Genomic DNA, 12,931 nt, shown 5'->3' with positions numbered 1-12,931 from the left:
GGGGGGGGGGGGGGGGCGCCCCCCGCGGCCCCCCCCCCCCACTTCGTGATCAGTGCGGGATCAGCCGCAAACGGTGATCACGCGCTGCCGAGGTCCTGCCAGACCTTGCCGTCGTACTGCTTCTGGCTCGTGCAATTGGGATCGCCCGGCTCGTCGGAGCGGTTTGCCCACCACGACGAACAGTATTTGCGCAGCCCCTGACCGTGATAGTCGTGCGTCACCACCGAACCGCCCGGATAATCCTGCGGCTTCCACGTGCCGGTGCTCTGGCCCGCGACGACCGTCACGTTGACCGACGCGATCGATTGCGCGCCATCGCCGCCGTGCCCGGTCACCGTCAGTCGCACCGGATACTCGGTGGTCGAGGTGAGCGTCGGCGCGGTCACGGTCACGCTCGCCTGGTTGGAGCCGTCGAACGAGAGCCCCGGAGCGCTCCACTTGTAGACGAGCGGCGCCGGGCCGGTCGAATCCGCAGCCGAAAGCGACAGCGGCGCGCCGCTCTCCACCTTCGTCTTACCAGTGATCACTGCCTGCACGGAGCCACCGGACGCCGGCGTGGCTTCCAGATAGATCGCCTCGCTCGACGTTGACGTGCCATCGCTCACGGACAGTTGGATCAAGTAGTCGGTCGTCTTGTCGACGCTCGGCACGACCCCACTCACGACCGCCTCGCGCGAACCATCGAACGGCAACTGCGGCGCCTGCCACGCGTAGGTGAGCGGATCGCCATCCGGATCGAACGACGCGGTACCCGACAGCTGGAACGCCGTCCCCGACGCGAGTTGCACCGTCATTCGGGCCACCGGCGGCTGACCGGACTTCGATTTCACGGTCAGCGTGACCTGCGCGGTGTTCGTGTTGCCATGGCCATCGTCGACCGTCAGCTTCACCGCGTAGCTCGTGGCGCCTGCCGCCGGCACGACGCCGTCGACCTCGACAGTGGTCGCGCCGTCGAACGGCAGTCCAGGCGCCGACCACCGATAGGTCAGCGCATCGCCATCCGGATCGTTCGAGCGCTTGCCGCTGAAGTGAACCGGGTCCCCTGCGAAAGCTTCCAGCGGACCGTCGATCGCGGCCACCGGCGGCCGGTTGCCGCCCTTCACGTTGATGCCTTTGAAGTAGAACGGCGACATGTCGATCGTCTGCTTCGTGATCTCGTTGCCGAGCCCTTCGCGCGCGGCATTGACGAGCACGCCGCCATCCATTTCGATGGTCCAGGTGAACAGGCCGGCAAGACCGCGCTTGCGCACGTATTCGCCCTTGGCCTTCACCGTGCGCGGCGTATCGACCGAAATGAAGAGTTTCGAGTCTTTGCTGTACAGGTAGTCGGCGTCGGCAACTTCGTCGGTATAGACGTCGTAGCCGTTGATGCCCCGCTGGTTTTCCAGATCGAGGTAGTTGTAAATCAGGTCGTACCATTCGGTCGTGCCCGATTCGAAGCTGCCCGTGGTCGTACCCGTGCCCGCGTTGTAGCTACCTTCGAGCGGCGACAGGCTCGTGATGTTCGCATTGCGCGCGCTGCGGCTATACCCGGCATAGCCGATTGCCACACGGCTCAACGGCACGCCGATCTGCTCCAGATAGTCGATCGCCGCATCAATGCTGAATTCGTTCGGGTCACCCGGATGGCTCGGATGCAGGTTCGTATGATGCGCAAGCTTCGGCGCCCACGGCGTGCCGAAGAAATCGTAGGTCATCAGGTTGATGCCGTGCACGCCGGCGTCGATCATGCCCTTCAGGCCGGCCTTCTTCATCTTCGACAAGGCGGCGGATGCGGCGATGCTGATCATCACATCCTTGCGCCCGGCGCCGTCGAACGCCTGCCTGAGTTCGCGCACCAATGCCTGGAAGTTCGGCGTGTCGCTATCGGAATAGGTATTGCCGTCGTTACCCTCTGCTGCCGGATACTCCCAGTCGAGATCGATCGCCGCGAACATCGGGAAACGCTTGAACAGATCGAGGATGCTGTTGATCAGTGTCTTGCGCCGCGCCGGGTCGGCGACCACCCAGTGAAACGCCTCGCTCATCGTCCAGCCGCCGATACTGAACGACAGCACCAGATCGGGATTCTTTGCCTTCAGCTTACGCAGGCCGCCCAACACGCCTTGCGCGGTTTCCTGACGGAACAGCGCCTGATAGTCGTTGCTCACCCAGCCCGGGAAGCCACAGTTGCGATACGAAGCGACATCGCCCCATGCATCGACGAAAGTCGCCTCGTCTTTCTTGCGGCCGAAATCCTGCGCGGCCCGGTTGATGGTGTACTGCTTCTCGCCGTTGTCGCCGATAATGCCGGCAAAGCCGAGCACGAGCTTGTCGTACGCATTCGCGTCGAGCAGCATCAGGTCGATGCCGCGGCCACACTGGTCGTCGGCGAACGAGCCGTCGTAGCGTCCGTCGTATTGCGACCAGTCCGTGTAATAGCCGAACACCTTCGAGTCATTCGGCTTGTAGCCGTTGTACACCCGCTTCGCCACGCGGCCGGACGTGTAGCTGAACTTTTCGACTTCGGTCGCCGGCTTGTAGCCGTTCATCTGATACTTCTTTTCCGTCGCACCCTTGGCGCCGGACTTGTCGCCCGGATCGCCGTTGTACACCAGCTTGCTGTTCTGGCGTCCTTGCTGGATGGAGCCGCTTGCAGACGTGGGATTGTTCGTTTGCGTCATAAGAACCTCGTTCATGAAAAGTGGATGTCGAAGGCTACGCACCGTAGCGTTGCCTGATCGACCTGTTCATGTTCGAGCGGCTCATCGACGAACAACATGGAAAATCCATCGAAAATTCGCGGTCCGCCAGCCTGCGACGTAGGCGATTGGCTGAGTCATCTCACCTATGCCGATCCTCCACACGTCACGGCGTCGAAATGCGCGACCGCTGACGCCAGTCGCGTGTCGTACGCATGTGTGTGATAAGCCGGACCGTTGTAGCGTCGCGCAAAGTCGTCCCATCTACCCTGTTGCAGCGCGCGCAGCATGGCGGCGTCGCGCTCGACGAAACGAACGAATGCGTCCAGCTGGCTTCGCTCATCGATCGTCATCGACGCGGCAAAGTCGGCGGCGCTGGCATAATCCAGGTACAGCCAATGAAGACCCATGATCTGGAATAGCCCCCAGCTGCAGGCTTCGATCGCGCAATCACGATCGAGCCCACTGGCCGCATCGAAACGTTCGTATTCCTGCACGCCACCCAGATAACCGCCGGGTGTCGTATTGACGATCTCGGGAAATTCGCTGCGCCAGCGTTGCGCGGGCAGCGCCGCGGCAACCAGCCGCCGATACATCACATGGCGTTCGAACAGGATCTTCGCGCGGCCGTCCGGCAGAAAGCCAAAGCCCGCGCTCTCGACCTCGACCAGTGCAAGAAGCCGCGCTGGTGCGACACCTAGCGCGTCGCTGGCCTCGGCCACGTCGGCTTCGAACAGCAATCCCGCATCGCGCGACGTTTGCGTGAGCAGCGCGCGAGTCTGCTCGCATACGACGCCTGTGTCCGGCAAGCCACGTCGCTGCTGAAATCGCCGTAGCGCGCTTTGCGTATTGGGGCCCGGCAAACCGTCCACTTCCAGGCGTGGATTTTCCTGCGCAAGCGCCCGCTGTAAAAAGACGACGCTCGTGCCGCGAGTCATTGATGCGTTCATGATCGGTATCCGTGAGGTTGGAAAAAGTCGCGGCAGATAGGAAAGCTAACTGCTGCCGCGACGTGATTCTTTTTCCTCCGGTCCGCGTCCGCCATAGAAGATGGCGAACATTCGCGCCTCGCCTGCCTTGCCGGCTCAGGTCCTGCTGTCTGCCACATGGAAGGCGCGATACTCCATCTGGCTCGAGGATATGTCCGTTACACCGCGTACCCGTCCGGGTTCCTCCATTGGCTGCGACCATTTACCGATGCTACGTTATGCGTATTAAAGGCGCTGGAGTAATTCGTGAGTAAAAACAGTTGCATTGTTCGTTTCGACTGGCGGCATGACCGTGTATCCGTCGGCCATATCGCCGTGCGTGTCGCGGGACAGGAAAAGGAAGTGCTCCGCCTGATGGTGGAGAGCGCAGGACAAGTATGCGACCGTGAAGCATTGATGGGCGTCGTGTGGGGCGAGCGTGCGATCCATATGGACGAGCTCTATCTGACGCAACTGGTCTACCGGTTGCGCAAGTCGTTGAGGCCGCTCGGTCTCGGCGGTCATATCGTGACGATGCCGCGTGCGGGCTATCGGTTCGACCCGGAAGGACTTCGGTTCCATACCGAAGAAGCCTCGCCGGATGACGCGCCGACATCGCTTGACGCTCTCTCCACAGATGAACCGCCACCGCGCCGCGCCGGCCTTCGCAACTGGCTTGCGCGGTTGCGCGACAACGTTTCGTATCGGCGGGCATCGTCCGAATCGATCGGCCTGCCCGCGATTCACACCGATGAGGGACTGGTCACTCATGCTGGCGCGACCGTTCATCTAACTGGTTTCGAACGCGCCTTGCTACAGGCGTTCGTCGACCAGCCCGATGTCACGCTCAAGCGTCACGAGTTGATCTCACGGATCTGGGGTGATGAAGAAGACGTCGACGTCAATCGCCTGACGCGCCTGGTGTCGCGCTTGCGGCGTTCGTTGCAGCCGCTCGGACTCGACCAGCAACTGCTCTACATACCTTGTATCGGATATAGATTCTGCCGGACTGTGCCGCCTACGCCCGCTGACATCGGCGAAGTCGAAAGCGGCTCGCTGCCATCAGCAACCCGCGCGTATCCGTCGGTGTCGGGCATGGTTGCCGCGCTCAAGTGGATCGCGCCGTGGTTCGCGTCGCGGCGCACTGTCGCGCTGATCGGCGTGGCGTTGCTTACGCTCACCGCCGCGCTTGCGATGCCGGCGGACCTCGGCAACGGGAGCCGCCTCGGCCGGCCTGTTACCGCAAGGCACAATGCAAGCGCCATTCCGACCTCCTGTAGCGCGGATTATGTTCATCACGTGTTCATTCGCGACGTGGTCGACTCAGTGGCGGCGTCGAGTTCCCCAACCGTACCGGCTAACGTGGACAACGCGTGGAAGCGGATTGTGGTGGATTTGCGCGCGGCAGGCTGCCGTAGCGTGGCGCCTTCCGCTCCTTCTTAACGTCCAGTGCGGATCGGCAAGGCAATGGTGGGCAGGCTGACGCGCTGCCCCTTGCGGCGACACCCTATATGGAATGGTCCGCGACATAGGTCCGCCGGCGCTGCCCACGCCGAACTGGCGACGCTATTGCGGTTCCGCCAGCGGCCACGCGCCCGACAAGACCTTCTCCAGCCAGAACGTGCCGATCACCGTCTTGACGTCAGTGATCTTGCCGGTGCGTACCCACTCGGACACCTCGGCCACACTTGCCGTGAACAGTTCGAGAAATTCGCCTTCGTCGAGCTTGCGCTCACCCGCAGTCAAACCACGCGCGAGGTAGATGTCGATGAATTCGGTCGAATAGGAAATGATCGGGTGAATGCGCGTCAGATAGACGTATTCACGCGCGGTGTAACCCGTCTCTTCGCGCAGTTCACGAATGGCACACGCGAGCGCGCCCTCGTTGGGGTCGAGCTTACCCGCCGGATACTCGACCATGACCTTGCCCATCGGATAGCGATACTGGCTTTCCAGCAACACACGGCCGTCGTCGAATAGTGGAATGACCATCACGGCACCCGGATGCTGAACATATTCGCGCGTGGCGTGCTTGCCGTCCGGCAGGCGAACGGTGTCGCACTTGAGCGTCAGAAACGGACCCTGATGCATCGTTTTGCTCTCGAGACAGGTCTCGGTGAGCGCGGCGTCGTGATCGGGAAGTTCAGCCATATGCGGACCTCAGGACAACTGGGTGCGCCGACGGCGAGACGCCGTCAGCGGCGTTTGACGAGATACTGGAAGGTGAAGCCGGGGAATGCGAACACCACGAATAGCGCGAATGTGATCGCGTAAAACTGCCATCCCTGTTCGAAGCGGTTGCCCGCGCGCGCTTCCAGCAGAAAACCGAGCGCGCCAACCACAAAGTACAGCACGATCAATTCGGCAATCCGGATCCAGCCGCTCTTCTTCGCCGCCTTCAGCGGCACGGCGGCGAAGAGGCGCTGATTCAGGAACGGCAGGTTGGCGCCGACCAGCGCCAACAGCACGATAAACCAACCCGCAGCCGACATCAGAGCAGCAGAGTGTGCTGGATAGCCTGCAGGCAGGCCTTCAACAACGGATCCGGCACGATACCGAGCACCAGTACGGCCACGCCATTCAGTGCCAGCAACGCACGCGTGCTGGTGTCGGCGAGAATCGGCGACTTGTCTTGCGGATCGTCGAAATACATCAGCTTGACGATACGCAGGTAGTAGAACGCGCCGAACAGCGAGGTGATCACGGCCAGCACCGTCAGCCAGGTCAGGCCGGCGTTCATGGTCGCCTGCAGCACTGCGAGCTTCGCGTAGAAGCCGACTGCGGGCGGAATGCCGGCGAGCGAGAACATCATGACCATCATCACGAACGCGAACACCGGGCTACGCTGATTCAGGCCCTTGAAGTCTTCAAGCGTGTCCGCTTCGAAATCGCGGCGAGCCAGCAGCATGATGACGCCGAACGTACCCATCGTCGTGATCAGGTAGACGATGCTGTAGTACATGGCCGAGCCGTACGCGTTGGCGGCGCCCGAGGTCTTGTTGTCGACCACGCCTGCCAAGAGGCCCAGCAGCACGAAGCCCATGTTCGAGATCGCCGAGTACGCGAGCATCCGCTTCACGTTGCGTTGCACGATACCGGTGATATTGCCGACGATCAGCGACAGCGCCGCGAGAATCACCAGCATTTGCTGCCATTCGACTGCCAGCGGCAACAGACCCATCACGAGGAAACGCAAACCCCATGCGAACGCGGCAACCTTCGGACCTCCGCCAACCATCAGCGTCATCGCCGTCGGTGCGCCCTGATACACGTCAGGCACCCACATGTGGAACGGCACCGCGCCCATCTTGAACGCCACACCCGCCACGATGAAGATCACGCCGAACAACAGCACGCTCGGATCGTAGTGGCTCGTGCCGATCGCCTTGAACACTTCGTTCAGGTCGAGCGAACCGGTCGCGCCGTACAGCATGGAGATGCCGTACAGCAGGAAGCCGGAAGCCAGCGCGCCGAGCACGTAGTACTTCATGGCCGCCTCGTTCGACGGTGCCGCGTCGCGACGCAGCGCGATCGCGCCGTACAGCGACAGCGACATCAGTTCCAGCCCGAGATACAGCGTCAGGAAGTTGTTGCCGGAGATCATGACGAGCTGGCCGAGCAACGAGAACATGCCCAGCAGGAAGAACTCTCCGCGGAACAGACCGCGATCCTCGAGGTAGCGGCGCGAATAGACGATCGACACGGCATAGCCGAGCGTCACCACCGCTTTCATCACGTTGGCGAACGAGTCCACCACGTACATATGGCCGAAGTAATAGCGCACTTGCGGGTCGAACGCGTTCATCGCGAACCAGATGCCGGCGACGAGCGTCGAGAAGAACGCGATGAAGTACGTGGTACGGCGACCGGCCTGGCCGACGAACGTGTCGTTGAGCCACGCGACGACAACGGCGAGCATCACCAGCGCGTCAGGCAACAGAGCAGTCATAGGGGCGTTTTGCATGGTCTTTAATTCCTCCGCTCTGCGTTACTGAGGCAACGGCAGCTTTGATTGCGCAACGTGGGAGAGGAGGTTTTCCACGGATACGTGCATCACATCGGTAAAGGGCTTCGGATACAGGCCCATGAACAGCGTCAGTGCGGCGAGCACTGCCAGCATGAAAAATTCGCGACGGTTGATGTCGAGCAGGCCCTTCACGTGATCGTTGGCGATCGCGCCGAAGTACACGCGCTTGTACATCCACAGCGTGTAGGCCGCGCCGAGAATCAGCGTCACTGCCGCGCCGCCGGCGATCCAGAAGTTGTACTGGACTGCCGCCAGAATCACCATGAACTCGCCGACGAAACCGGAAGTACCCGGCAAGCCGCAATTCGCCATGGAGAACAGCATCGCGAACGCCGCGAACTTCGGCATCACGTTGACGACACCGCCGTAATCGGCGATCTGACGCGAATGCATACGGTCATACAACACGCCGATGCTCAGGAACATCGCGCCCGACACGAAGCCGTGCGAGATCATCTGCACGATCGCGCCTTCCACACCGAGCTGGTTGAAGATGAAGAAGCCGAGCGTCACGAAACCCATGTGCGCGATCGACGAATACGCGACCAGCTTCTTCATGTCCGTCTGCACCATCGCAACCAGGCCGATGTAGATCACGGCGATCAGCGACAGCGTGATGACGACCGGTGCCAGAAAGTGGCTGGCGTCCGGCGTGATCGGCAGCGAGAAGCGCAGGAAGCCGTATGCGCCCAGCTTCAGCATGATCGCGGCCAGCACGACCGAGCCGCCGGTCGGCGCTTCCACGTGGGCGTCAGGCAACCACGTGTGAACCGGCCACATCGGCACCTTCACGGCGAAGGCCATGAAGAACGCTATGAACAGCAACACCTGAGGCGTCATGGCGATCTGCGCGTGCTGCCACGTGGCGAGGTCGAACGTGCCGGTCTGGGTGTACAGGTACAGCAACGCGACCAGCATCAGCAGCGAGCCCATCAGCGTGTACAGGAAGAACTTGAACGCCGCGTACACGCGGTTCGCCCCACCCCACACGCCGATGATGATGTACATCGGAATCAGCGTCGCTTCGAAGAACACGTAGAACAGCATGCCGTCGGCGGAGCTGAACACGCCGACCATGATGCCCGACAGGATCAGGAATGCGGCGAGGTACTGCGCCACGTTCTTCGTGATCACTTCCCACGCGGCGATCACGACGATCACCGTAATCAGGGCCGTCAACACGACGAACCACATCGAGATACCGTCAACACCGAGGTGGTAAGTAATGTTGAAGCGCTCGATCCAGTTCGCCTTTTCGACGAACTGCAGATCGGCGGTACTCGAATCAAAACCGGTAATCAGCGGGATCGTCACGAGGAAGCTGACGACCGAGCCGATGAGCGCGATCCAGCGAGCGGGACCCGGGTTCCGGTCGGAACCGATAGCCAGAACCAGAAGGCCGACGAGGATCGGTAACCAGATCGCGATACTGAGAATCGGATAAGCGTGCATTAGTGTCCCTCGCCTTATTTGCCGCCGAGCGTTACAAACAGGGTCAGGAGCCCCAACATGCCGATAATCATGGCGAACGCGTAGTGGTAGATGTAGCCGGATTGGAGGAAGCGGATCACGCCGGCGAACCAGCCGATAAAGCGTGCGCTGCCGTTGACGATGCCGTCGATCACCACGACGTCGCCTTCCTTCCAGAGACCACGGCCAATTGCGACGGCGCCCCGCGCAAACACGACATCGTTGATCTTGTCCATGTAGTACTTGTTATCGAGCAACGTGTAGATCGGACCGAACGCGCGCTTGATGACAGCCGGCAAGTCCGGACGCACCAGGTACAGGAACCACGCGACCACCACACCCGCCAGCGCCAGCCAGACCGGCAGGCCCGCGACCGAGTGCAGACCCATCGACGCCCAGCCTTGGAATTCTTCGGCCATCTCATGCAGCGCCGGATGGTTCTCGCCGATGAAGATCACCTTGTCGAACGCCACGCCGTGCTGGAAGAAGTCGCCGAACAGCATCGGGCCGATGCCGATCGCGCCGATCACCACCGACGGAATCGCCAGCAGCACCAGCGGCAGCCATACCACCCACGGCGTTTCATGCGGCTCGTGAGCGTGGTCGTCATGACCGTGGCCGTGCGCGTCGTGACCATGAGCGTGCGAATCGTGGCCGTGACCGTCATGTGCATGCGCCGCGGCTTCGATGCCCATCGGCGATTCCGGATGCTTCGGACCGCGGAAGCGCTCCTCGCCGTGGAACACCAGGAAGTACATACGGAACGAATACAGCGCGGTGACGAACACGCTCGCCACCACGGCGAAGTACGCGAAGCCCGAGCCCGGCAGATGCGACAGCTTCACCGCGTCGATGATCGAGTCTTTCGAGTAGAAGCCCGAGAAGAACGGCGTACCGATCAGCGCCAGCGAACCGACCAGCGATGTGATCCACGTAATCGGCATGTACTTGCGCAGGCCGCCCATGTTGCGGATGTCCTGATCGTGGTGCATGCCGATGATCACCGAACCCGCGCCGAGGAACAGCAGCGCCTTGAAGAACGCGTGTGTCATCAGGTGGAACACGGCGACCGAGTAGGCCGAGGCGCCCAGCGCGACCGTCATGTAACCCAGCTGCGACAGCGTGGAATACGCCACCACGCGCTTGATGTCGTTCTGGATGATCCCGAGGAAGCCCATGAACAGCGCGGTAATCGCACCGATGATCATGACGAACGAGAGCGCCGTATCCGACAGTTCGAACAGCGGCGACATGCGCGTGACCATGAAAATGCCGGCCGTCACCATGGTTGCCGCGTGAATCAGTGCGGAGATCGGCGTCGGGCCTTCCATCGAATCCGGCAGCCACACGTGCAGCGGGAACTGTGCCGACTTACCCATCGCGCCGATGAAGAGGCAAATACAGGCCACCGTCAGCAGACCCCAGTCCGTGCCCGGGAAGGTCAAGGCCGCGAGTTCGGTGCGCTTCGCGAACACGTCGCCGTAGTTCATCGAACCGGCGAACGCGAACAGCAGGCCGATACCCAGCAGAAAGCCGAAGTCGCCGATGCGGTTCACGATGAACGCCTTCATGTTCGCGTAGATCGCCGTCGGACGCGTGAAGTAGAAACCGATCAGCAGGTACGACACCAGACCCACCGCTTCCCAGCCGAAGAACAGTTGCAGGAAGTTGTTGCTCATCACGAGCATCAACATCGAGAACGTGAACAGCGAGATGTACGAGAAGAAGCGCTGGTAGCCGTCTTCGTCGGCCATGTAGCCGATCGTGTAGATGTGCACCATGAGCGACACGAAGGTCACCACGCACATCATCATGGCTGTCAGCGAGTCGACCAGGAAGCCGATCTCGAACTTCGTCTTGCCGATCGACATCCATTCGTAGATGGTCGCGTTAAAGCTCGCGCCGTTCAGCACCTGGAAGAAGACGATGGCCGACAGGATGAACGAGATCGCGACGCCGAGGATCGTGACCGAATGCGCACCGGCTCGCCCTACCGCTTTTCCGAACAGCCCGGCAACCAGACAGCCGGCCAGCGGTGCCAGCGGGATCGCCAGCAGCAGGTTTTCATTGAGTATCGTGGACATAACCGCTTTTCCTGAAATTAACCTTTGAGCTGATCGAGATCCTCGACATTGATCGTGTCGAGGCTACGGAACAGGGTCACCAGAATCGCGAGGCCGATTGCCGCTTCGGCTGCGGCAACCGTCAGCACGAAGAAGACGAAGATCTGGCCATGCACGTCGCCGAGGTAATGCGAGAACGCGACGAAATTGGTGTTCACCGCGAGCAGCATCAGCTCGATCGCCATCAGGATGATGATGACGTTGCGACGGTTCAGGAAAATGCCGACGATGCTGATCGCAAACAGGATCGCGCCGAGGACAAGGTAATGGGCAAGGGTCAACATGATTTCTATCTCCTGTCCGCTCAGCTGTTCTTGGCTGGTGCCGAGTCGGCCGCTGCTGCTGCCGCTGCCGCGGCTTCTTCCGCCGCGACGGTAGCCGCGGTCTTTTCCGATTTCATCTTCACGACGCGCACGCGGTCTTGAGCGCGTACCTTGACCTGCTCGCTGACGTTCTGACGTTTGCTGTCTTTCTTGTGACTCGTGGTCAGCGCAATCGCCGCGATGATCGCCACCAGCAGCACCAGACCGGCCACTTCGAACGCGAAGATGTAGTCCGTGTAGATGACCTTGCCGATCAGGCGGGTGTTCGACCAGTCGCCCATACCGTTAGCGGCGGCCGTGGTGTCGCGCAGCGCCGTGGCGGTCGCGCCATAGCCGTGCCACAGGATCAGCGCGGTTTCGATCACGATGATCGCGCCCACCAGGGTGGCCATCGGCACGAAGCGTTTGAAGTCTTTGCGCAGCACGTCGATATTGATGTCCAGCATCATCACGACGAACAGGAACAGCACCATCACCGCGCCGACGTAGACCAGCACCAGCAGGATTGCAAGGAACTCGGCCTCCAGCAGCATCCAGATCGCGGCTGCGTTGAAGAACGCCAGCACCAGAAACAGTGCGGACGACACCGGGTTGCGCGAGGTGATCACCTTCAGCCCTGAAACCACCAGGAGCAGCGCGAAGATGTAGAACAGTACGGTCGTGAATTCCATGATTACCGGTTCATCGTTAGGCCATCGTCAGGCATTGTTCTTTGGCACGTGTGACTGGCATAGCGCCAGAACAGCCGCACAGGTGCGCCGTGCCGCGGCGTTCGGGCCGCGGCGCCCGGCCCGACAACAGGCCGTGATTGCTGCAATTACTGCTTTTTCAACTGAAACGCTTCAACGATACGGTGCGTCGGCTGCCTTGTTCGCAGCGATCTCCGTTTCATAGCGATCGCCCACGGCCAGCAGCATGTCTTTCGTGAAGTACAGGTCGCCACGCTTTTCGCCGTGGTATTCGAGAATGTGCGTTTCGACGATCGAATCGACCGGGCAGCTCTCTTCGCAGAAACCGCAGAAGATGCACTTGGTCAGGTCGATGTCATAACGCGTGGTGCGGCGGGTGTTGTCCGCACGCGTTTCCGACTCGATCGTAATCGCGAGCGCCGGGCACACCGCTTCACACAGCTTGCAGGCGATGCAGCGTTCTTCGCCGTTCTCATAGCGGCGCAGCGCGTGCAGGCCGCGAAAACGCGGCGAGATCGGGGTCTTCTCTTCCGGGAATTGCACGGTGACTTTGCGCTGGAACGTATAACGTCCGGTCAGCGCGAGGCCTTTGAGCAGCTCCGTGAGGAAGAAGGTCTTGAAAAAGTTTTGGATTGCGGTCATAGGTTCAT

The 12,931-nt window shown here is 61.2% G+C and carries 11 protein-coding genes; 1 reads left to right on the top strand and 10 read right to left on the bottom strand.

Features of this window, described 5'->3' with window-relative positions; translation table 11 throughout:
• Positions 1–77: 77 nt before the first annotated feature.
• Together P0D68_RS07495 and P0D68_RS07490 are read right to left on the bottom strand one after the other, a co-directional pair.
• The gene (locus tag P0D68_RS07495; RefSeq protein ID WP_408468203.1) at positions 78–2,663 is read right to left on the bottom strand and encodes a glycoside hydrolase family 18 protein; all 2,586 of its coding nucleotides are present in this window, start codon (positions 2,661–2,663) and stop codon (positions 78–80) included.
• 164 nt (positions 2,664–2,827) lie between these two features.
• On the bottom strand, positions 2,828–3,631 hold the full coding sequence (locus P0D68_RS07490) for an N-acetylmuramidase domain-containing protein (protein ID WP_408468201.1): 804 nt from the start codon (positions 3,629–3,631) through the stop codon (positions 2,828–2,830).
• 285 nt (positions 3,632–3,916) lie between these two features.
• On the opposite strand from P0D68_RS07490, the gene P0D68_RS07485 reads away from it, so the two are divergent.
• Positions 3,917–5,092: a winged helix-turn-helix domain-containing protein gene (locus P0D68_RS07485; RefSeq protein ID WP_408297049.1), complete on the top strand. Its 1,176-nt coding sequence runs from the start codon at positions 3,917–3,919 to the stop codon at positions 5,090–5,092.
• A gap of 123 nt (positions 5,093–5,215) precedes the next feature.
• On the opposite strand, the gene P0D68_RS07480 is transcribed toward P0D68_RS07485, so the two are convergent.
• From P0D68_RS07480 to nuoI, 8 genes are all read right to left on the bottom strand, one after another.
• On the bottom strand, positions 5,216–5,800 hold the full coding sequence (locus P0D68_RS07480; RefSeq protein ID WP_408183490.1) for an NUDIX domain-containing protein: 585 nt from the start codon (positions 5,798–5,800) through the stop codon (positions 5,216–5,218).
• 44 nt (positions 5,801–5,844) lie between these two features.
• Positions 5,845–6,141, bottom strand: coding sequence for a DUF2818 family protein (locus P0D68_RS07475; protein WP_091795792.1), 297 nt, complete (start codon positions 6,139–6,141; stop codon positions 5,845–5,847).
• The gene (gene nuoN, locus P0D68_RS07470; protein ID WP_091795795.1) at positions 6,141–7,613 is read right to left on the bottom strand and encodes an NADH-quinone oxidoreductase subunit NuoN; all 1,473 of its coding nucleotides are present in this window, start codon (positions 7,611–7,613) and stop codon (positions 6,141–6,143) included. The genes P0D68_RS07475 and nuoN overlap by 1 nt, the downstream gene beginning before the upstream one ends.
• 24 nt (positions 7,614–7,637) lie before the next feature.
• Complete coding sequence (locus P0D68_RS07465; protein WP_091795798.1) at positions 7,638–9,128, bottom strand: NADH-quinone oxidoreductase subunit M; 1,491 nt, start codon at positions 9,126–9,128, stop codon at positions 7,638–7,640.
• Positions 9,129–9,142: 14 nt separating this feature from the next.
• Entirely contained in the window at positions 9,143–11,230 is a 2,088-nt protein-coding gene (gene nuoL / locus P0D68_RS07460) for an NADH-quinone oxidoreductase subunit L (RefSeq protein WP_408297052.1), read from the bottom strand.
• A 17-nt stretch (positions 11,231–11,247) separates the two neighbouring features.
• Positions 11,248–11,553, bottom strand: a complete 306-nt coding sequence (nuoK, locus tag P0D68_RS07455; RefSeq protein WP_006052894.1) for an NADH-quinone oxidoreductase subunit NuoK — start codon at positions 11,551–11,553, stop codon at positions 11,248–11,250.
• A gap of 20 nt (positions 11,554–11,573) precedes the next feature.
• Entirely contained in the window at positions 11,574–12,263 is a 690-nt protein-coding gene (locus P0D68_RS07450; protein ID WP_091795805.1) for an NADH-quinone oxidoreductase subunit J, read from the bottom strand.
• 171 nt (positions 12,264–12,434) lie between these two features.
• Entirely contained in the window at positions 12,435–12,923 is a 489-nt protein-coding gene (nuoI, locus tag P0D68_RS07445) for an NADH-quinone oxidoreductase subunit NuoI (RefSeq protein WP_007175608.1), read from the bottom strand.
• Positions 12,924–12,931: the final 8 nt, after the last annotated feature.

The organism is Paraburkholderia sp. RL17-380-BIE-A (assembly GCF_046028085.1).
Classification (GTDB): domain Bacteria; phylum Pseudomonadota; class Gammaproteobacteria; order Burkholderiales; family Burkholderiaceae; genus Paraburkholderia.
Note: the sequence above shows the minus strand (reverse complement) of the source record. Positions and strands in the feature narration are given on the sequence as shown.

What these genes read in the sequence shown, in the direction of transcription:
- P0D68_RS07495 (WP_408468203.1), bottom strand. Translation starts at nt 2,663, where the DNA reads ATGACGCAAACGAACAATCCCACGTCTGCAAGCGGCTCCATCCAGCAA.
- P0D68_RS07490 (WP_408468201.1), bottom strand. Translation starts at nt 3,631, where the DNA reads ATGAACGCATCAATGACTCGCGGCACGAGCGTCGTCTTTTTACAGCGG.
- P0D68_RS07480 (WP_408183490.1), bottom strand. Translation starts at nt 5,800, where the DNA reads ATGGCTGAACTTCCCGATCACGACGCCGCGCTCACCGAGACCTGTCTC.
- P0D68_RS07475 (WP_091795792.1), bottom strand. Translation starts at nt 6,141, where the DNA reads ATGTCGGCTGCGGGTTGGTTTATCGTGCTGTTGGCGCTGGTCGGCGCC.
- nuoN (WP_091795795.1), bottom strand. Translation starts at nt 7,613, where the DNA reads ATGCAAAACGCCCCTATGACTGCTCTGTTGCCTGACGCGCTGGTGATG.
- P0D68_RS07465 (WP_091795798.1), bottom strand. Translation starts at nt 9,128, where the DNA reads ATGCACGCTTATCCGATTCTCAGTATCGCGATCTGGTTACCGATCCTC.
- nuoL (WP_408297052.1), bottom strand. Translation starts at nt 11,230, where the DNA reads ATGTCCACGATACTCAATGAAAACCTGCTGCTGGCGATCCCGCTGGCA.
- nuoK (WP_006052894.1), bottom strand. Translation starts at nt 11,553, where the DNA reads ATGTTGACCCTTGCCCATTACCTTGTCCTCGGCGCGATCCTGTTTGCG.
- P0D68_RS07450 (WP_091795805.1), bottom strand. Translation starts at nt 12,263, where the DNA reads ATGGAATTCACGACCGTACTGTTCTACATCTTCGCGCTGCTCCTGGTG.
- nuoI (WP_007175608.1), bottom strand. Translation starts at nt 12,923, where the DNA reads ATGACCGCAATCCAAAACTTTTTCAAGACCTTCTTCCTCACGGAGCTG.